The 19,016-nt window shown below is 32.9% G+C and carries 22 protein-coding genes; 16 read left to right on the top strand and 6 right to left on the bottom strand.

Annotation, left to right across the window (positions count from 1 at the left end; translation table 11 throughout):
• Nucleotides 1–100 precede the first annotated feature (100 nt).
• The 13 genes from I862_RS00705 to I862_RS00650 all read left to right on the top strand — a co-directional run bounded on the left by I862_RS00705 (nucleotide 101) and on the right by I862_RS00650 (nucleotide 9,074).
• Nucleotides 101–709: a uracil-DNA glycosylase family protein gene (locus I862_RS00705; protein WP_084173744.1), complete on the top strand. Its 609-nt coding sequence runs from the start codon at nucleotides 101–103 to the stop codon at nucleotides 707–709.
• A 117-nt stretch (nucleotides 710–826) separates the two neighbouring features.
• The gene (locus I862_RS00700; protein ID WP_038537783.1) at nucleotides 827–1,693 is read left to right on the top strand and encodes an RNA polymerase factor sigma-32; all 867 of its coding nucleotides are present in this window, start codon (nucleotides 827–829) and stop codon (nucleotides 1,691–1,693) included.
• A complete protein-coding gene (gene ubiG, locus I862_RS00695; protein ID WP_038537780.1) occupies nucleotides 1,690–2,436 on the top strand; it encodes a bifunctional 2-polyprenyl-6-hydroxyphenol methylase/3-demethylubiquinol 3-O-methyltransferase UbiG in 747 nt (248 codons plus the stop codon). Before I862_RS00700 ends, ubiG begins: the two co-directional genes overlap by 4 nt.
• Before the next feature lie 196 nt (nucleotides 2,437–2,632).
• A complete protein-coding gene (locus I862_RS00690) occupies nucleotides 2,633–2,863 on the top strand; it encodes a hypothetical protein (RefSeq protein ID WP_148299452.1) in 231 nt (76 codons plus the stop codon).
• A 226-nt stretch (nucleotides 2,864–3,089) separates the two neighbouring features.
• Nucleotides 3,090–3,266, top strand: a complete 177-nt coding sequence (locus tag I862_RS08340; protein ID WP_158499233.1) for a hypothetical protein — start codon at nucleotides 3,090–3,092, stop codon at nucleotides 3,264–3,266.
• An 87-nt stretch (nucleotides 3,267–3,353) separates the two neighbouring features.
• Complete coding sequence (gene lipB, locus I862_RS00685) at nucleotides 3,354–4,103, top strand: lipoyl(octanoyl) transferase LipB (RefSeq protein ID WP_199398808.1); 750 nt, start codon at nucleotides 3,354–3,356, stop codon at nucleotides 4,101–4,103.
• Entirely contained in the window at nucleotides 4,090–4,590 is a 501-nt protein-coding gene (locus I862_RS00680; RefSeq protein ID WP_038537774.1) for a redoxin family protein, read from the top strand. Before lipB ends, I862_RS00680 begins: the two co-directional genes overlap by 14 nt.
• On the top strand, nucleotides 4,565–5,587 hold the full coding sequence (locus I862_RS00675) for an aminoglycoside phosphotransferase family protein (protein ID WP_038537771.1): 1,023 nt from the start codon (nucleotides 4,565–4,567) through the stop codon (nucleotides 5,585–5,587). The genes I862_RS00680 and I862_RS00675 overlap by 26 nt, the downstream gene beginning before the upstream one ends.
• Nucleotides 5,577–6,314 (top strand): nucleotidyltransferase family protein, encoded by a 738-nt coding sequence (locus tag I862_RS00670; RefSeq protein WP_038537769.1) that lies wholly within the window; start codon nucleotides 5,577–5,579, stop codon nucleotides 6,312–6,314. Before I862_RS00675 ends, I862_RS00670 begins: the two co-directional genes overlap by 11 nt.
• Before the next feature lie 110 nt (nucleotides 6,315–6,424).
• Complete coding sequence (locus I862_RS00665) at nucleotides 6,425–6,733, top strand: flagellar FliJ family protein (RefSeq protein WP_148299451.1); 309 nt, start codon at nucleotides 6,425–6,427, stop codon at nucleotides 6,731–6,733.
• A gap of 20 nt (nucleotides 6,734–6,753) precedes the next feature.
• Entirely contained in the window at nucleotides 6,754–7,683 is a 930-nt protein-coding gene (locus tag I862_RS00660; protein WP_052646272.1) for an NAD(P)H-quinone oxidoreductase, read from the top strand.
• Between the two features lie 289 nt (nucleotides 7,684–7,972).
• Nucleotides 7,973–8,218, top strand: coding sequence for a BON domain-containing protein (locus I862_RS00655; RefSeq protein WP_052646271.1), 246 nt, complete (start codon nucleotides 7,973–7,975; stop codon nucleotides 8,216–8,218).
• Nucleotides 8,219–8,273: 55 nt separating this feature from the next.
• Complete coding sequence (locus I862_RS00650; protein WP_052646270.1) at nucleotides 8,274–9,074, top strand: BON domain-containing protein; 801 nt, start codon at nucleotides 8,274–8,276, stop codon at nucleotides 9,072–9,074.
• 545 nt (nucleotides 9,075–9,619) lie between these two features.
• On the opposite strand, the gene I862_RS00640 is transcribed toward I862_RS00650, so the two are convergent.
• Nucleotides 9,620–11,329, bottom strand: a complete 1,710-nt coding sequence (locus tag I862_RS00640; protein WP_038537758.1) for an ATP-binding cassette domain-containing protein — start codon at nucleotides 11,327–11,329, stop codon at nucleotides 9,620–9,622.
• Between the two features lie 153 nt (nucleotides 11,330–11,482).
• Here I862_RS00640 and I862_RS00635 point away from each other — a divergent pair, with 153 nt between their 5' ends.
• Nucleotides 11,483–11,713 (top strand): ChaB family protein, encoded by a 231-nt coding sequence (locus tag I862_RS00635; protein WP_038537755.1) that lies wholly within the window; start codon nucleotides 11,483–11,485, stop codon nucleotides 11,711–11,713.
• A gap of 61 nt (nucleotides 11,714–11,774) precedes the next feature.
• Here I862_RS00635 and tmk read toward each other — a convergent pair whose 3' ends face one another.
• Genes tmk through I862_RS00610 form a run of 5 tightly spaced genes read right to left on the bottom strand, consistent with a single transcriptional unit; the run spans nucleotide 11,775 to nucleotide 16,561 of the window.
• Nucleotides 11,775–12,386 (bottom strand): dTMP kinase, encoded by a 612-nt coding sequence (gene tmk / locus I862_RS00630; protein WP_038537752.1) that lies wholly within the window; start codon nucleotides 12,384–12,386, stop codon nucleotides 11,775–11,777.
• 8 nt (nucleotides 12,387–12,394) lie between these two features.
• The gene (locus I862_RS00625) at nucleotides 12,395–13,108 is read right to left on the bottom strand and encodes an ABC transporter ATP-binding protein (RefSeq protein ID WP_052646269.1); all 714 of its coding nucleotides are present in this window, start codon (nucleotides 13,106–13,108) and stop codon (nucleotides 12,395–12,397) included.
• Between the two features lie 21 nt (nucleotides 13,109–13,129).
• Nucleotides 13,130–14,278: a hypothetical protein gene (locus I862_RS00620; protein ID WP_158499232.1), complete on the bottom strand. Its 1,149-nt coding sequence runs from the start codon at nucleotides 14,276–14,278 to the stop codon at nucleotides 13,130–13,132.
• The gene (locus I862_RS00615) at nucleotides 14,271–14,915 is read right to left on the bottom strand and encodes a hypothetical protein (protein WP_038537746.1); all 645 of its coding nucleotides are present in this window, start codon (nucleotides 14,913–14,915) and stop codon (nucleotides 14,271–14,273) included. The genes I862_RS00620 and I862_RS00615 overlap by 8 nt, the downstream gene beginning before the upstream one ends.
• Nucleotides 14,912–16,561 carry a hypothetical protein gene (locus I862_RS00610; RefSeq protein WP_038537743.1) on the bottom strand — a complete coding sequence of 550 codons (1,650 nt, stop codon included), beginning with the start codon at nucleotides 16,559–16,561 and terminating at the stop codon, nucleotides 14,912–14,914. Before I862_RS00610 ends, I862_RS00615 begins: the two co-directional genes overlap by 4 nt.
• Before the next feature lie 208 nt (nucleotides 16,562–16,769).
• On the opposite strand from I862_RS00610, the gene I862_RS00605 reads away from it, so the two are divergent.
• The gene (locus I862_RS00605) at nucleotides 16,770–18,290 is read left to right on the top strand and encodes an acyl-CoA carboxylase subunit beta (RefSeq protein ID WP_038537741.1); all 1,521 of its coding nucleotides are present in this window, start codon (nucleotides 16,770–16,772) and stop codon (nucleotides 18,288–18,290) included.
• Nucleotides 18,291–18,293: 3 nt separating this feature from the next.
• On the top strand, nucleotides 18,294–18,998 hold the full coding sequence (radC, locus tag I862_RS00600; protein ID WP_038537738.1) for a RadC family protein: 705 nt from the start codon (nucleotides 18,294–18,296) through the stop codon (nucleotides 18,996–18,998).
• Nucleotides 18,999–19,016: the final 18 nt, after the last annotated feature.

Genomic DNA, 19,016 nt, shown 5'->3' with positions numbered 1-19,016 from the left:
TAATATTAAGCTTGTATAATAAAGTTTATTTTTGTAATAAAATATGTATTATTTCTTGAAGTTAAAGTAGGTAAAATTACTTTCGGAGATTGCAAAAATTATGGATTTGAATGAAATAATTTTAGAGATTGAAGATTATGTTTCTTCAATTCCCGGCATAAAGAAAAGTTATAAACCGATATTACAATTAAGCCCTAAAGCGAAACTGCTTATAATCGGGCAAGCTCCAGGGAGAAGAGCCCAAGAAAGCGGAACCCCCTGGAATGACCGCTCCGGTGACACTTTAAGATCTTGGCTCAACCTTTCAAGGGAAGATTTTTATAACAAGGATAAAATAGCAATTATGCCTATCGGCTTTTATTACACAGGTGTTAATAAGCATGGGGGAGATAACCCTCCCGATATAAATTGTGCAAAATTATGGCATCAGAGCTTAATTGATCAAATGCCTAATATTGAGCTCACCCTTTTAATCGGATCTTATGCGCAAAACTATTACTTAAAACGCAGAATTAAGAATACTATGAGCGATACTATACAAGCCTGGAAGGACTACCTTCCTGAATTTCTGGTTCTACCGCATCCAAGCTGGAGAAACAACACATGGATTAAAAAAAATAAATGGTTTAATCAAGAATTACTTCCAGAAGCAAACAAGATAGTGGGTAAAATACTCCCGAAAAAAGAAAATTTTATTATAAATTTATAGAGAAAGCTACTCTAAGCACCACTTGCCATTCATTAATTTAAATGATATTATTTACACTAATTCCGGATAAATAAAAAAACATTTGGAAAAAGGCACGTTTTTAAAGAGGTACATTTTATGTCATTAATGGCTTTACCTATAATTCATTCCGATACCGGTTTATCAAAGTATCTTCAGCAAATAGCCAAATTTCCTATTCTTAGTGAACAGGAAGAATATGACCTTGCCGTTAAATGGCACGAATCACAAGATCTGGAAGCAGCTCATTTTCTTGTTACCAGCCATTTAAGGCTTGTTGCTAAAATTGCAATTAAGTTTAGCGGCTACGGCTTACCGGTTATTGATATTATATCGGAAGGCAATTTAGGATTAATGCATGCAGTTAAAAAGTATACCCCCTATAACGGGAACCGATTTTCAACCTATGCGATTTGGTGGATAAAAGCTTATATACAAGATTATGTGCTTAAATCCTGGAGCTTGGTTAAAATGGGTACTTCCGCCACCAAAAAAAAGCTATTTTATAACCTTAACAGAATCAAAAACAAACTAAGTCACTCAACCCAAGATAAAGATACCAGTCAAGTTGATGCAATTGCAAAAGAATTGAATGTTGACCGCAAAGATGTGATTGAGATGAACGGCATGATGAGCAATTCTACAATTTCATTAAATAGACAAGCATATGAAGATGATGACGTAGAGCTTATCGAGATGTTGCCGGATTTATCACCTAATCAAGAAATTACTTTACTTGAAAATGATGACTTAAGGCGTAAAAAAGCATTACTTACTAACGCGATGCAAAAACTAACACCTCGCGAGCAGGATATAATCGGGGCAAGAATGTTACAAGATAAGCCTGCCACGCTGGATACACTCAGTAAGATATACGGTATATCCTGCGAAAGAATTCGTCAAATTGAAGCAAAAGCTTTCGATAAATTGAAATTGGATGTTATTCAAGGTCATGCAGCTTTATGAACCTTACCTCACCTTCAATTGACCAAAGTGAAGTAGATAAGTTTTCTCGGATTGCCAACGAGTGGTGGGATGAAGGCGGAAAATTCAAACCTTTACATCAGTTAAATCCGATCAGAATAAAATATATTAAAGATAAGATTATTGCACACTTTGGCGTCAGCAAAAAAACTAAGCCTTTAAGATCTTTAAAAATTTTGGATATTGGCTGCGGCGGCGGGTTACTTACCGTTCCGCTCGGGAATCTCGGAGCTGATATTCTTGGAATTGATGTTACGGAAAAAAATATAAAAATTGCTAATGCGCACAAAATTAAAAATAACCTAGCAGATAATATCAATTTTCTCCATACGACTATAGAAAAATTAGAGCAGGAGAATGAAAAATTTGATGTAGTAATTACAATGGAAGTGGTTGAACATGTTGCTGACCTTAATTCATTTTTAAAATCCTCTTTAAATGTTTTAAAGCCCGGAGGGCTTATATTTATTTCCACCCTAAACAAGACTTTAAAATCATATTTATTAGCTATAATTGGTGCCGAGTATGTTTTAAGATGGCTTCCCGTTGGCACCCATGACTGGAATAAATTTTTAGCTCCGGAAGAGATTATTTCTCGCTTGGGTGAAAATAATATTAAACATAGCGACCCGGTCGGGGTAAGTTATAATCCCCTTCGTCAGATATGGTCTTTATCCGAAGATATAAGCGTAAATTATATGTTATATGGCGCTAAGCCCGAATAGATATCAGCTTGGTTCTTTATTAAAATATAGAGAGAATTTAAGCAACTTGTAATTATTATGAGGATAATTTGCAGCAATTAAAGAGCATGCTAGCTTTTTGAAAAGATTAATAATTATTTAAGTAGAAAACATGAACGAAACACAACAACCACAGTTAGTCGCTACAAAGACTATAGGTAGCAGGATAAAGAATGCATTGAAAGTAATAGGAATAATTTTAGTTGTACTTTTAGCAATAATCATTGGAACTTTAACTTATGCCTGGCATCGGTTATCTGATTTTAACGACGAAGTATATAGTGAAAGTAAGTTTGATAAAGAGATATGGCTCCAAGTAGGGAATAGTTATTATACGAATGATAATTGTATACGTGGTAGAATGTATTATGACTTAAAAAAGAACTATTTAAAAAAGGAATGTCCTTAAATGAGATAGAGGAGTTGTTAGGTATAACAAATACTAGAAGAATATATGAAAAAAATAGGAATAAAAAAAGAAGTGTCTGCAATATCATTTAGGCTTTTGTTGCAAAATTAGGCGGTCCAACTGAAATTTTAGTTTTTTGCCCTACAAAGAATAATAAATGGAACTATTTTATTAGTAACCATAATGACCAAGGATATTTAATTTATTAAAATTGAAAGAGACTTGAATGGCTAAACTCAATTATTTTATACATGCTAAATTTAGTATTATATTATATGACAACCTTGGTTCAACAAAAGGTAAGAAATATAAAGAATTACCAGAAGGTTGGGAGTGTTTAGCGACTTCAGGGAAGAAAGATAACGATGAAGGATATTTTGGTGGAGCCTTTGGGGAAGGGTAACCAATATGCAGCAGTACATAGGGGTATATATAGAATCCCTCGCTGCTTAATATAAATTAGGCTTACTACCCTGCTAAAATTTTAAATATGGATATAAAAAGATATTGGCCAAGAACATTATTTTTAATATACTTCGGATATCATAATATAATGATTCTTACAGCTAAAACTTATATGCCCTACCCGCTTGATCAAATTTATTCTAAAACTCTTATAAACTATACTGATGCATTAGCAAAAATGGAATTTTTAGCTCAGGAAATCAGCGAACAAAAAAGAAACTCGACTATTTGGTTATTGCAGCATCCACCAATATATACCGCAGGTTCCGGTGCGCAAAAAGAAGATTTACTGGAAGAAAAATTCCCGGTATATCAATCCGGCAGAGGCGGGAAATACACATATCATGACCCCGGGCAACGCGTAGTTTACCTTATGATTAACTTAAAGCAGATTCAAACTCAACCTGATATCAGAGAGTTCATAAAAAGACTGGAAAACTCAGCTATCACTACTTTTAAGGAAATCGGAATAAACACTTTCCTTAAAGAAGGGTTGATCGGGATATGGACTAAAAAAGATGGTATCGACCATAAAATTGCTGCAATCGGGATTAGAGTGAAACGCTGGGTGACTTACCACGGCATTGCTTTTAATATATCCCCCGAGTTAGCAAACTTTAGCGGGATAATCCCTTGTGGCATAAAAGAATACGGGGTTACCTCATTAAGTGATCTAGGTATTAATATAAGCTTCGCTGAATTTGACCAAATTTTTATAAAGCATTTTTGTGCATCTTTTAATTTTTATCTAAGTGAAAATTATGAAAATGTGTAAATATATTCCGCTCGCATTTTTTATATTATTAATCGCTTTACTTGGCTATAAAACAATAAACACTAAGCCGGATAATAAGCAGCATGTTCAAAACCTATATTTTGATGCTTTCAAACTTAAATCAGCAATTAACAATCAACCGATCATTCATCCGAATAACAAATACATACTGCATGTTTTTTCTTCGTGGTGCACGGTATGTAAGCAAAATCATTATGAGTTAATTAGGCTTAGCAAAGAAAAACAAGTAAAAATCATCGGAATTATTTGGCAGGATAACAAAGAAAATATAGATAAAATGTTGCAAAAAGCAGGTAATCCTTATTATGATTTAATTAATGCAGATGAAGAGACAATTATAAATTTAGGTATATCCTCAATTCCGGAAACATTTATAGTTAGTAAGGATAACCGAGTTTTAATAAAATTCAGCGGAGAAATAAAGGAGGAAGAACTAAGGCATGCCTTTTACAAATCAAATAACTAAAGTTGAAAATCACATGATAGATGATATTGATTTTTGCATTAAACTTGAAAAGTTTCTGCATGATTACGGCATTAAAGCATATAAGCTGCTTAAAATAGATATCGACGCATCAAAACGGCATTATTATAGAATAATCACCCTTGAAAAAAGTTATATTTTAATGGATTCAAGTCAAGAACCTGAATCGGTTACTCCTTTTTTAAATGTTGCAAATTTACTCATTAAACATGAGATAAAAGCACCCGCCGTTTATGCGGAAAATCTTGAGCAGGGATTACTGCTTTTAGAGGATTTAGGAAATGATTCGTTCACAAAATTTATTGATAATAATTCTGAACAGGAACAACACCTCTATTCACATGCAATCGATGTATTAATTAAAATTACAAAGGCTGAAGTAGATATCTCTCTCCCCTTACAAGATGAAAAACTTTTAAATGCCGGAGTATTAGTTTTTAATGAATTTTATATTCACCATAAACTAGAGCCTAAGGCCGCAATAAACGCTTCAAAAGAAATATTAAATATATTTAGCGAATTATATAAACTGTTAAAAAACTATAAATTAGTTTTAACTCTCCGCGATTACCATGCTGATAACCTAATGTGGATAAAACACAATAATAACACACATAAAGTCGGCGTGCTGGACTTTCAGGATGCAGTGTTGGGCTTGCCCGGATATGACCTGGTTTCTTTGCTCGAAGATGCAAGAAGAGATGTAAGTCCTAAAGTAGTTGAGGCTTGTAAAGCACAGTATTTCTCCTCTTTCCAAAACATGAAGCATTCGGATTTAGAGCTTATATATGCAGTTTTGGGGGCGCAAAGAAATTTAAGAATAGTTGGAGCTTTTCACAGGCTTAATGTAAAATATAATAAATACAAATATTTAAAATATTTACCAAGGGTTTGGCAACATATAAAAAACAATCTGAAACACCCTACTTTAGAACCCTTAAAAGAAATTTTTGAAAAATATAAGCTGTATGAATTCTAATAAAATAAAAGTCGGAATGGTGCTTGCCGCCGGCTTTGGAAACAGGTTAAAACCTCTGACTCTCACCACCCCAAAACCACTGATTAAAGTCCGGGATAAGGCGCTTATCGATTATGCTATCGACCATTTATATAGCGTAGGAATTAGAAGAATAGTAGTTAATACTCATTATCTTGCAGATCAAATTCATACCCATTTGGAAAAATATAGATCTACTGATATTAAAATTATAATTTCACACGAAGAAGAGCTGTTAGAGACGGGAGGAGGTATTTTAAATGCGATGAGGAATATAGCAAATGAGCCTTTTTTAGTTATAAATTCCGATATATTTTTGGATAAAGAAAATTCTACTCCACCTCTTTCAAATTTGATTAAAGCTTGGAACCCTAATATAATGGACGGATTTTTTTTACTCAAAAATTTTCAGGATATCAGCTATTCTTACAGTGGAGATTTTAACTTAAATGAAGCAGGCAAGCTAGTTAGATCAGAGTCTAAAAACAAATTTATCTTTATAGGCAGCTATATAGTATCACCTGAATTTTTTAATGGTTATGAGGTGCAGCGCTTACCTATGAACGAGATATTGTTTAAATCTACTGAGGAAGATTATACTAAATATAAATTTTACGGGTTGGAACTAACCTCTAAATGGTTTGACATAGGAACTTTAGAACGGTTAAATAGTCTTGAAGCTTACTTAAAAAATAAAAATGAATATTAAGCAACTCTTAAGAGTAATTAAGATTTATAAAAAGCAAATCGAAGATTTACAGCTTGAAAAATCTGCATTAATTAACCGGTTGAATTCTTATGAAGCACTTTTAAAGGATATTGAAAAAACAAAGAAAAGATGAGATGGATGTCATTGCGCAAAGTGGTAATCCAACCATAGAATATGCCGGTTTCTTTAAATCATTAAAGATAAGAACCACTGAAATTAATGAAAAAATAAACTTAGTAAAACAAGAGATTTCTCAAGTTAATGATAAAATAGTTGATATTTTTAAAGAGCAGCGCAAGTATGAGATACTTATTGATAGATTTAAACTTCAAGAACTGAAAAAAGAAAAACAGGAAGAATTAAAACAATTTGATGAACTAAATATTTTTAAACGCTCCCCGGAAGATACGTTTAACTAAGTTTTATGAGTGGTAATAACATGAAACAATTTCAAATTCAAAGTGATGGTTCCTTAAAATTAGTTTTGACCGATATTCCTACCCCAAAAGAAACCGAGCTTTTAATCAAAGTGAGCTCAATAGGAATAAATAGAGCTGATATTCTGCAAAGAGAAGGGCTTTACCCGGCTCCAAACGGTGATAATGTGCCTGGGCTGGAAATTGCGGGAATAGTAGAAGGTACGAACCGAAAAGTCTGCGCGCTTCTTGAGAGCGGAGGATATAGCGAATATGTATGTGCAAAAAAAGGCCAAGTTATTTCTTTGGAAGAGGATTTTGATTTAATTCAAGCTGCTGCGCTCCCCGAAGCTTTGACTACCGTCTGGATGGCATTATTTGACTGCGGAAAAATTAAAGCAAACAAAAATATTCTTATACATGGCGGCTCAAGCGGCATAGGTTCATTTGCTATTCAAGCGGCAGCTACATTGGGATGTAAAGTTTTTACCTCAACAAGCAATGAAAGTAAGTTTGATTTCTGTCGAAAACTTGGTGCTGATTTTTGTTTCAACTATACTACTAATAATTTTTCAGCACTTATTAAAGAAAATGGGGGTACGGACATTATTGTTGATATTTTAGGCGGTAAATATTTGCAGGAAAATATTAAATCCTTAAATAAATACGGGAAGTTAATCAGCTTAGCAGTAATGGACGGCTCCGAAGCGAAAATTAATATGGGGGCAGTTTTAATGAAAAACCTTAATATTATCGGCACCACATTAAGATCAAAACCGGAGAATATAAAAGAAACATATATTCAAAATGTTAAAGACGTATTAATGCCTCTTGTTTATTTAAAAAAAATTACTCCAATTATTGACGATATTTATAAATTTGAAGAAGTGGAAATTGCTCATAATAAGATAAGGAGCAGAACTCATAAAGGTAAAATTATACTTAAATTTTAGCTCTTTGTTATAAACTTTTATACTTTGCTTTTGAAAAACCCGCTTTATTTTCACAATAAACTCAAAAAAAACAAGCATCCGTGTACCCATACTAACATACTGATATATAACAATATATCCATCCTCCGATTCTTGAAACATAAATAAAATTTCGCCTCATATGAATTTTTTATTTGATTTTAAACCATTTTTGTGATTTTCTACTTATCAGATAATATAGTTATTATTTATCCAATTTATTAGGGTTTATTTTTAAAACACAAAACTATTTAATAGAAAGGAGTATAACATGGACAATATTACCAGCAAAGTAGGCGATGCTATAAGTGATACAACTATCACAACAAAAATAAAAGCAAAACTTGCAGCCGACAGCATTGCAAGTGCCTATAATATCAGTATCGAAACCAATCAGGGTGTTGTCACCTTATCCGGTAAGGCGCCTAATCAAGAAGCAGTGGACAGAACAATAAATATTGTTAAAGACACTGATGATGTTAGAGAAGTTAAAAACAATCTGACTATCCAAGACTAAGTTTATGCATTACATGCATAAATAATAATATTTTAATTTAAATTGAAGAGGACTTATGATTATCAAGAATTTAAAAGCTCTAGCTATTGCTACATCTATCGTTGCACTTGGTACAGCAAATATTGCTAATGCTAAAGTTTCTACCTCAACAGATCATAGCAGTACCGTTAAAAACTTAGTACCGGATTCTGCAATCACAACTTCAATCAAAAGTGAATTCCTAGCTGATAGCACAATCAACGGTTTAAGCATTCACGTTGAAACCATTAACGGTGTTGTTACCTTAACCGGAAACGTTCCAAGCGAAGATATGAAAAATAGAGCTATATCTATCGCTCAAAGCAGAGACGGTGTTAAAAAAGTTATTTCTAAAATGAAAATTACAAATGAGAAACATCCGGTAAAAACTGCCGTATCTGATTCAGCAATCACTGCTTCAATTAAAAGTGAATTTTTAGCTGATAGCGACATTAACGGTTTAAGCATTCATGTTGAAACCAAAAATGGTGTTGTTATCTTAACCGGAAACGTTCCAAGCGAAGATATGAAAAATAGAGCGGAATCTATTGCACAAAATAGAGACGGTGTTAAGAAAGTTAATTCTAAATTAAAAATTACCGGCGAAAAACACCCTGTAAAGACTGCTGTATCTGATTCAGCAATCACCGCTTCAATTAAAAGAGATTTCTTAGCTGATAGCGCAATTAACGGTTTAAGCATTCATGTTGAAACATCTAACGGTGTAGTAGTACTTACCGGCGATGTACCGAATGGTGATATGAAAGCAAGAGCAGAATCTATTGCACAAAGCAAAGATGGTGTTAAGCAAGTTGTTTCTAAATTAAGAATTAAATAACAATTTACTCTTAATTTTATAGGAAATAAAAAGCCCATGATTTAGAAATAAATTGTGGGCTTTTGTTTTGCTGTTTTATAGTTATAGTAAATTAAGTTGAATAACTTACATATCTATTTAAACAAGCCTTCAGAGAATCCTAATGATTTATTATTAAAAATTAATAGAATTAATAGTAGCGCGCCCCTCCGCCCCTCCCTTTAGAGGGGCAGCGCTCATAAAAATTATTTAATAATTTTTATGTATCTTTACTTTGTTATAAAGCGCCTAGGTTAAATAAATATTATTGTATGATTTATAACTTAATTTACTACAATATGCTTTTTCTATAGTAGATTCTTTAGTGTCAAATAATATAAGACCTATCCTTATCTTCTTTAATGAGTTGATTAAAATCCACAATATTTTCATTATACCTTTTATTCAAATCATCTTTATCTGAATGATCGATATTTAAGGTTGTCAAATTTAGTTTCTTAGTACGGTTTTGTATAACAGAAAACACTTTATGTTGCAGCTTCGGATCCAATGAGTTGAGCGCTTCATCAAGGAAGTAAAACTATATTGCCGTCCTTAGATTCCTTACTTGCAATATAGCAGCTTACTAAAGCTTGCAACACCCCTACCCTTTGTTCTTCTCCCCCGCTTAAACTTTCACTCCAATTATTAATCCTCTTCGATCTTTCATACACCTCCCCTAACTTTAGGTCAGATACCAACAAATCAATTTCTCCCTTCAAATCATTATAATATTTAGATTCAATATAATCCTCCTGAACTTTAGGATAAAAAATTGTATCAAAAAAATTAAGATTATTTTTTAAGATAACTTTTTGAGGAATATAAATAATATTCTTTCGTGTGGTAATGCTTACTTTGCCGGTAGTATATGGATTGATACCGATTAACGAATTAAAAAAGCTGCTTTTCCCGCTACCGCTTTCACCGATTATACCGTATACTTTTCCCGGCTCAAAAGTTTTCTCTACTTTATTAACTAGAATTTTATAGCTGATGCTGTTTTTAGCATCCGGGTATCTTAAGCAAAGGTTTACCGAAAGTTTATTTTCACTACTTTCATTAAGCTTAAAATCTTTTCTGTTAGCTATAAGAGCCTCATACTCCTCTATCGAATTAAGAAAGTTTATAATTTTATTAGAGGTATAACTCATGGCGGTTGAAGATGAAAACTTCTCAAATGCCTGCCAAATATTATAACTTAGCTGCATTATCGATTTACCGATTATTTTAAGCTCGAAGTAAAGATGCGGATATTTTATTACACTTTCAATTGCACCCCAAATAACAAAATAATCAGTATTATATGCAAACAACAACCCGGTTGCTCCGATTGCTGACTTAACCAGTGAATCACCTGAGGATGATAAGGTAACCTTTTCCAATAAACTTTTTAAATTTAAGTATTCTTGAGAAGTTGCTTGCCTCGTTTCAATACTTAAGGCATTATGCGTATTATAAATGATATTTGCATTGAGCTCTTGAGTAAGTTTAAGTTTTCGATCACCATATTCCTTTGCCCTCCCGGCTAAAAAGCAGTTAATAAATGCATATACTGAGCAAGTGACTAGCGTGATAACCATAGCATTCGAGTCTAAACCTTGTATTTCTAAATCTTGGCTGATTCCGTATATTTCAGTGAGCTTTCTAGAAATATTAAGGATATCAAATAATATCATTCCGCGCTTTACTATTGACTCAACATAATTTCCTGCATATGTGGTTATTATTTCCCTTGCTTCATGTGCTATTTCCGGATTTATTATTGCAATTCCGAGCTGATTATTCTTTGTGCCGCCCAACCATTTATTAATAATTGTTAATTGAAGAGAATAAGTAAGTGTATGAATAGCACCACTTAAAAATAAAGGCTTAAGAGCCATCATACCTACATATTTTACTGCACCGAATATCCCGACTAAAATTGAATCCCGCAATGCAGTTTCACCCAACGTGGAAAACATATTTGCATTGAGATTTAATGTAGGATTAAGGCATGCATCATTAGCACTCCCGCCCGAGAATTGGGCAAATACCTCTATATATTCTTCCATATCCTGAAGCAGGGTATGCATATAATATGATTCATAATAAGATATACCTATATACCCGACTATATTCAGTAAGAAAATACAGGCAGGTATTTTGTTCTCTAAAAGGGTTAGGACAAGTGGTTTTGTATAAGCGTGGGCAGAGGTAAGCATCTTAGAAGGAAAGCTACTTGAAAAGTTTAGCATTATAAATAATTGTTAGGTTGGCAAACTGAAAGGCCAAAATAATGTTAATTTTCTAATATATCAACTAATATATCTTTTAAGCTTAAAACTTGACGGAATAAGCAATAATGCTAAATTATAAGCCTTAAGCTAATATTATCTTTAGGAGAATATATGCCGTATAATTCTACACACGACTTACCCGATAGCGTAAAAAATCACCTCCCTATTAAAGCGCAGGAAATTTATTTAAAAGCTTTTGATAGTGCTTGGGAAGAATACCAAGACTCTGATAAACGGAGAGGCGAAGAAACAAGGGAAGAAGTATCTCATAAAGTAGCCTGGAGCGCAGTAAAAAAGAAATACCACAAGGATGAGAGCGGTAATTGGGTTGAAAATAAATAAACAAGCATTTAATTTTTGCGCGAGATTTTGAAATAGTAAAAAAATTTGCTCAATAATTTTTTTATTCGGTCTTCTCGTCAATCACATTTTTTATCCTTTCAAACACTTCTTCTTGGCTACCGGAGGCATCTATAACCTTGATTCTGCTTTTATATTTTTTAGCTAAATCTAAAAAAGAATCATTAATTTTTGTATGAAAACTTATATCTTTTTTATCATAATAGGTTTGAACCTGCCTATTCTCCAACACTCTTTTCATACTTATTCCAGGATCTATATTTAGAAAAAGGGTTATATCAGGCATAAAATCACCGATACTCAATCCGGTTATTTGCTCAATCACATTTAAGGGTAATTCCTTTAAATATCCCTGATATACAAATGATGAATCAATGAACCTATCTGATATTACCACCTCACCATCCATGAGTTTTGGCTTGATAAAATTAATAACATGATCCCTTCTGGCTACCGAAAGGAGCAAAAATTCCGTTAACGGATCAGAGATCCCTTCACCCGATAATAATACTTCCCTTAGCTTTTCAGCAAATTCCGTACCGCCCGGCTCTCTGGTAAGCGCAACTTTTTTACTCTTACTTTCAAGATATTCTTTTAATAATTTTGCCTGGGTTGATTTTCCGCAACCTTCGCCGCCTTCAAACGTAATAAACATATTTTACTTCATAAATTTATAGCACTTAAAAAAGATTCTTCTAAACTATTAGCCGGGTATTTACTAATAAACTCCTTGCTGCTGCCCTCAAATATTAATCCTCCTTCATGGATTACCCCTATTCTATCACATATCTCTTCTATGTCCGCAAGTATATGTGAGCTAAAAAATATTGAGTTGCCATCTGCTTTATAGGAAATGAGTTTCTTCTTAAGAGCTATTCTTGCACTCGGATCTAACCCGCTCATCGGCTCATCTAAAATTAATAGAGGAGCGCGAGTTAAGAAAACTGATATTAATCCGAGTTTTTGTCCCATTCCTTTAGAGTAATTACTGATTCTCCTATCTAATGCTTCAAATTTTAATCCTAGTTGATTACATAATATTTCAGCTTCTTGTGAATTATAATCCAAACCGTAATAGCCCATTGACAGCTCTAAAAATTCTCTACCTTTTAAAAAAGGGGAAGGATTAAACTTTTCAGGCAAATAAGCAATTAAGGATTTTGATTTTAGATCAGTATTCGGATTTGAAAATATAGTAACTTCACCTTTATCCTGAAGAAGTAAATTTAAAATAATTTTAATTAAAGTAGTTTTACCTATTCCATTTAAGCCGACTAAACCGAATACTTCACCCTGGCTTATACTAAAAGATATATTATTTAATACTTGGGATTTTTTAAACTTTTTTTCAATTTCCTTTGCTTCAAGTACAAACACTATAAATCTTCCTCCCTTTAATTAATTCTTTCTAATTTTACCTTCAATTATTGAAAGTGTATCAACAACGAAAGTTTGATTAGGTTTTAATATAAAATAAATTGTCGCATTTCCTGCTTTATCATTTTTAATTTTGATTTTGTTATCTTTAGACTTATAATACTCGCCATCTTTGATTAATCTTAACTGCCACTCTGGAGAAATCACATCCAAATTAACTGTCTTCCATATAAATTCAACAGAATCATTATTCACCTTATCGACTAAAACCCCGCCAAGTGATTTTTCTTGAACCTTATAGTTATTAAGCCATACTGACCAACTCTGGTTTGAAAAATATATTATCGAATTCAGATAAAATGAAGTAAGCTCCTTTTTAGCTTCTTCTATACTTCCTATTTTAGCAATTTGATTCTTTAACTTACTTAGGTTGATAAAGCTTTCAACTGCTGCTAAAATTCCTTTAGCTTCACTGTTAGTAAACATTATAGAGCGGATTTCTCCCTCTTTAAACTCAGGATCATTTTGAGTTATCGGCTTTGCTTCACTTTTAACTGCTTTATTTTGATTAGCATTAAGTTTGGTAAATTCTACTATTTCGCTTAATTCATTTTTACCTAAATTATTATTCATTATCATAACTTTTGTAAATGAACTGCTTGGTAAAACTTCACAATAAGCTTTATATATTTCCTTTAATCGGCTTGTTTCTTCATCATTAAGTTGGACATTATTATCATATAAGCTTATATAATGCTTCTTTAATAAGTTCGAAATTTCTACTAAATTATCATTTGGAAAAGCACAATTAATCCCTCCAAAGTTTTCTACTCTTTCAATATATTTACACTTTCCATTATCTACTCCGGCAACTTTACGATAGATTTTACCGAAAGGAGCTTTTTCATAACAAATTGACACCGAGCAATTATAAAAGTTAAGCGGCAAATCTTTACAGCTTTGTAAACTATATTCTTTTATATCAACCTTTTTAGTGACCTTAAAAGGATAAGAGGTATCAGCCGGTTTAGATGTCGAATCATTATTAGGGATAGATACATAACCCGGATTATTGGGTGTATCATTCAGAATATTATCCCCAATTTTTTCTGTCGCATTTGCGGTTGCAGAAATTAATAGCAGCAGTGAAACAATTACTAATTTATTCATTTTCATCATTAATATTACTTTCTTTAAGCCTAATAAAATCCTGCCAAACTATATTTATCTTAGCCTGCACTAAATCTTTATATCCCCCTTGCTTTATATTTTGCAACAAAGAATCATTTATATCTAGATCCAAACTGGAAATATCTATTGAAGTATAGTTAAGCAACCCTGGGATATTCTTACCTAACTCATCAATGAAATTAAAAACTTCAGTATCGAGGTAGCTGCTTAACCCTATATCTATTTCGCTATATTCTAAACCTATCTTACTTTTGATTACGTCCTTTCTTATAACCGGGCTTGATAAATTGATGCTTAGGTTATTAATAAAGTGGTCTTTACTTGCTGTATCAATCACTTTTTTAGCTTCCTCAATCCTTAACCCGATTTTATTAAAATTATTATTCTTTATTTTTTCCCAGGTTAATTGTGCAGCCTTAGTTTTCGCTATATTATTATCAATAGTAAAAATTTTAGATCTTAAATCATCATATTTTTGTTTATGAAAAGAATATTTATCGGCAAAATAATTTTGCATATAAGATACCCCGCCTAATATTAATAAACATACAAGTAGAATTGCCCCAGGCTTAGATGCTTGTGAAATAAAATATGCTTTTAAATTACTTAATTTCATTTCAGCTGCCCATTATCTTGCGTTGGCGTTTGTATAACTATTTGTAAGGTAAGCGCCTTTTTAAAATCTTCAAAAGAGAAACTTTCTGGTAATGAAGAAACTTTTACACTATAGTTATTAAATACTTGAGTAAGCCCTGCTGCATAATCATTATAATTATTTTTTAATTCATCGTAGGTAGAGCCATAATTCTGGAAAGTTACCGTAAATCTACCTATAAAAGAAAACTTAGTTATTAAAGATTTTTCATAACTATTGTTAGATTGCGGAGTATATTTTAAATTTGGAGCTTGATAAGAAATATTAATCCTACTTACTTTAGCTAAGTCCGGCCTTATCTCTCCCAATTGTTGCAATATTTCTACAGGATTAGTATTATATTGTTTATACTGCTCATATAACTCGACTATTTCCTCTACTTCCTGTGCATTAACGTCACTACCTAACTTTTTTTGCTCCTTAGCTTTAAAGTTTGTTTTGCTATCTAAATTTGCAAGTAATTTTGATTCGTTAAATTGAAAATTTTTCATTTCAGTACTTAGCGTGAAGGCATCAAATACTGCAATTAAAGAAAATATTATAGAAATAGGTACTGCAAGCTTTAACAGGGTAAGAAAATAGTTAAATAATTTGGTATAAATATAAACTTTTTTTGTTTCTTCAGTATGAACGGTAATAACTCTTTTTTTATCAAGATGCATCAAGGAGAGAATTAGAGGATCACAAAAACGGTCATTCTCAGTAGTTATATCAGGTGGAATTTTTAAAATATTACTTGCTTCATAGGGTGTATATATATTTACTTCTTTTGCATTAAATTTATTACGACGAATATTTTTCTTAATTTCATTGGAAATAAGGATATTAATATAAATTTCTACCTTCTCTTTGGTAGACAATCTTCTTAAATATTCAATAGAATTAATTATCTCCTGCTCAATAGCTCCTGCGATCACCACAGGATTCGGGTCAATCAAGCTATTTAAAAGCCTGGTAAAAATTACTCTACCGTTTTGAAATACTACCTGCCTGAACCCGCCTGATTTATTTAATGTTAGCAAAACTTCCCAGGTAGATATTCCGCTATTTTCTTTATTTTTAAATAAAGAAAATAATTTTTTAAACTTTAATAATTTATTAGTACTATTTACCTGATTCTTTCTTAGCTTTTTAACTACAGTGCTTAACTCAACTGGTAAAAAATGGATTCCTTGTATTATATTTCTGTATTCCTCAAAAAACTTAACCCATGTAGAAATTGGAGGTTCAAAAGCAGTAGAAATAAACATATAAATCCAATCATTACGGCCGACTTCAGTTCTGCCGACTTGTAAAAAGCTCTTTAAGTGAGTCTTTATGGTTTCTTTCTCAAGACGCTGCTCTGCAAGCTTGTTAATATTGAATACGCTGATTGCAGGTAGGGTTCGTTGGATATACGTTTGGTCTAGAACATCAATATAAAGATGTAAAGAAGCTTCTTCATCGCCTAATAATATTTTCCTTAGTTCAATAGTATCTGCATCACTTGTACTTCTGATAAATAATTTTCTCGCAATTTGGTTCCCTATAAAGTAAGCAACTGCTATACCTTCTTCTCCAATAGAGACATGTATATTGTTATGCTTTTTAAAAATCCTCTCTAACATTAAAACACAAGTAAATTACCCACCACATAATTAGAGTAATACTATCAACCATTTAGGTAAAGAATTAATTTTAACTTCAAACATATAACTATTGTTTTATCTATTGATAGTATTAACTTGTGTCGTGCAACGTGTTGTAATTTCCAAATTTTTGTATTAAATTTCCTTTACCTAAAGTGAGCTTGGAGCAAATTTTTAATGAAAATTATTGAAGTATTGGAAAAAAAAACGCAGAACTGCAAGGTTTGGCGGTGGGCAAGAGAAAATTGATAAGCAGCATGAAAAAGGAAAATTAACTGCTAGAGAAAGGATAGAATTGTTACTGGATCCGGATTCTTTCGATGAAATAGGGATGTTTGTTGAACATCGCTGCACCCATTTTGGTATGATGGATAACGTTATCTCAGGTGATGGAGTAGTTGCCGGGCATGGTACCATTAACGGTAGGCTGGTATTTGTTTATAGCCAGGATTTTACTGTTTACGGCGGCTCCTTAAGTGAAACTAATGCAAAGAAAATTAACCAAGTTCAGGATGCGGCATTAAAGTTAGGTGCTCCTATAATAGGTATTAATGATTCCGGAGGTGCGCGTATTCAAGAAGGTGTTGACTCACTCGCCGGATATGGGGAAATATTTCAAAGGAACGTTGATGCTTCAGGTGTAATTCCGCAGATTTCTTTAATAATGGGTCCTTGTGCCGGCGGGGCGGTTTATTCTCCGGCTCTTACCGATTTTACCTTTATGGTTAAAGATACCTCTTATATGTATGTAACCGGCCCTGATGTAGTGAAAACCGTAACTCATGAAACCGTAACTCATGAAAAGCTTGGGGGCACCTCTATTCATGCTTTAAAAAGCGGAGTATGCGATATTGCTTTTAATAATGAACTTGATTGTTTGCAGCAGACAAGAAGGTTATTTAATTTTCTGCCGCTTTCAAATAAAACCGATATCCCGGTTAGGCCTTCTTTTGACCCGGCCGATAGGGTAGAAATGTCATTGGAAAATTTAGTGCCGGATAACCCTAATAAGCCATATAACATCAAACAACTTATTGAAAAGATCGTTGACGAAGGTGATTTTTTTGAGTTAAAACCGGAATATGCAAAAAATATTATCACCGGCCTAGGTAGATTTGAAGGCAGAACCGTTGGGATCGTTGCTAACCAACCGATGCACCTTGCAGGTTGTTTGGATATTAATGCTTCAGTGAAGGCAGCCAGATTCATAAGATTTTGTGATGCTTTTAATATTCCGCTTATTACCTTAGTTGATGTACCCGGGTTTTTACCGGGAGTAGATCAGGAGCATAACGGTATTATTAAACATGGAGCTAAATTACTTTATGCTTATGCCGAAGCCACGGTACCCAAAATCACAATTATTATCAGAAAAGCTTATGGAGGCGCTTATATAGTTATGAATTCCAAGCACTTAAGGGGGGATTACAACTTTGCTTGGGCGAATACCGAAATAGCAGTAATGGGTGCTAAAGGTGCAGCAGCAATTTTACATAGGGATGTTGCCAATAACCCTGCCGAACTTGAAAAGAAAATTAATGACTATCAGGAGAAGTTCACAAATCCTTTCGTTGCCGCATCAAGAGGATTTATAGATGATATTATTAGACCGTTTAACACAAGATTTAAAATATGTAGAGCGCTTACCATGCTTACTACAAAAAAAGTTCAAAAACCTTGGAAGAAACATGACAACCTCCCTTTATAATAAATGAACAGTAAAGATAAAAGTAAAGAAAAAGAGCTGAATATTTGTGTAGGGCATAGAAAGAGAGTTAAAGAAAAATTTCTTAAGGCGCAGATTCGCACTTTGCCTGACTATGAGCTGATTGAAATGCTTTTGTTTAACTGCTATCCAAGGCGAGATACCAAGCCGAAAGCAAAAGCTTTACTTAATAAGTTCGGAAGCATTAAGGCTTTAATCTCAGCAGATTTAGAGACAATAAAAGATATGTCTGAGGCAAGTGATTCATTACTCTACCAAATAAAACTTCTTCAGGATATATTTTCCCGACTTTTTCTTGCTACTGAAGAACATGTTAATATTTTAAGTAACTGGAATGCCGTATTGAATTATTGTAATCTCACAATGGGTTTTCAAAATTGCGAAATATTCAGAGTATTATATTTAAATAAGAAAAATGTTTTAATTCATGATGAAATTTTGCAAACCGGGACAGTTGACAGAGTTGCTATTTACCCGCGGGAAATAGCTAAAAAAAGCTTATCTTATTCAGCCTCAGCTATAATTTTAGTTCATAACCATCCAAGCGGTGAGACCTCCCCTTCACCCGAGGATATTGAAATCACTCATAAAATAATTAAAGCCCTGGAGCCGCTAAGTATAGTGGTGCATGATCACCTTATTATTTCTAAAGATAAAACTTTCTCTTTTAAGAACAGTGGTTTGATTTAGTTAATCTTCTTTAGTATA

The sequence above is a fragment of the endosymbiont of Acanthamoeba sp. UWC8 genome, assembly GCF_000730245.1.
Lineage (GTDB): Bacteria > Pseudomonadota > Alphaproteobacteria > Rickettsiales > Midichloriaceae > Jidaibacter.
The sequence above is the reverse complement of the archived record's forward strand: the minus strand, read 5'-3'. Positions and strand labels throughout refer to the sequence as shown.

Bases quoted from the DNA above. Each gene is read 5' to 3' on its own strand.
- radC (WP_038537738.1), top strand. From the start codon at position 18,294: ATGAACAGTAAAGATAAAAGTAAAGAAAAAGAGCTGAATATTTGTGTA.
- I862_RS00660 (WP_052646272.1), top strand. From the start codon at position 6,754: ATGAAACAATTTCAAATTCAAAGTGATGGTTCCTTAAAATTAGTTTTG.
- lipB (WP_199398808.1), top strand. From the start codon at position 3,354: ATGGATATAAAAAGATATTGGCCAAGAACATTATTTTTAATATACTTC.
- I862_RS00675 (WP_038537771.1), top strand. From the start codon at position 4,565: ATGCCTTTTACAAATCAAATAACTAAAGTTGAAAATCACATGATAGAT.
- I862_RS00610 (WP_038537743.1), bottom strand. From the start codon at position 16,561: ATGTTAGAGAGGATTTTTAAAAAGCATAACAATATACATGTCTCTATT.
- I862_RS00620 (WP_158499232.1), bottom strand. From the start codon at position 14,278: ATGAATAAATTAGTAATTGTTTCACTGCTGCTATTAATTTCTGCAACC.
- I862_RS00635 (WP_038537755.1), top strand. From the start codon at position 11,483: ATGCCGTATAATTCTACACACGACTTACCCGATAGCGTAAAAAATCAC.
- I862_RS00700 (WP_038537783.1), top strand. From the start codon at position 827: ATGTCATTAATGGCTTTACCTATAATTCATTCCGATACCGGTTTATCA.
- ubiG (WP_038537780.1), top strand. From the start codon at position 1,690: ATGAACCTTACCTCACCTTCAATTGACCAAAGTGAAGTAGATAAGTTT.
- I862_RS00670 (WP_038537769.1), top strand. From the start codon at position 5,577: ATGAATTCTAATAAAATAAAAGTCGGAATGGTGCTTGCCGCCGGCTTT.
- I862_RS00655 (WP_052646271.1), top strand. From the start codon at position 7,973: ATGGACAATATTACCAGCAAAGTAGGCGATGCTATAAGTGATACAACT.
- tmk (WP_038537752.1), bottom strand. From the start codon at position 12,386: ATGTTTATTACGTTTGAAGGCGGCGAAGGTTGCGGAAAATCAACCCAG.
- I862_RS00640 (WP_038537758.1), bottom strand. From the start codon at position 11,329: ATGCTAAACTTTTCAAGTAGCTTTCCTTCTAAGATGCTTACCTCTGCC.
- I862_RS00650 (WP_052646270.1), top strand. From the start codon at position 8,274: ATGATTATCAAGAATTTAAAAGCTCTAGCTATTGCTACATCTATCGTT.
- I862_RS00680 (WP_038537774.1), top strand. From the start codon at position 4,090: ATGAAAATGTGTAAATATATTCCGCTCGCATTTTTTATATTATTAATC.
- I862_RS08340 (WP_158499233.1), top strand. From the start codon at position 3,090: ATGGCTAAACTCAATTATTTTATACATGCTAAATTTAGTATTATATTA.
- I862_RS00615 (WP_038537746.1), bottom strand. From the start codon at position 14,915: ATGAAATTAAGTAATTTAAAAGCATATTTTATTTCACAAGCATCTAAG.
- I862_RS00705 (WP_084173744.1), top strand. From the start codon at position 101: ATGGATTTGAATGAAATAATTTTAGAGATTGAAGATTATGTTTCTTCA.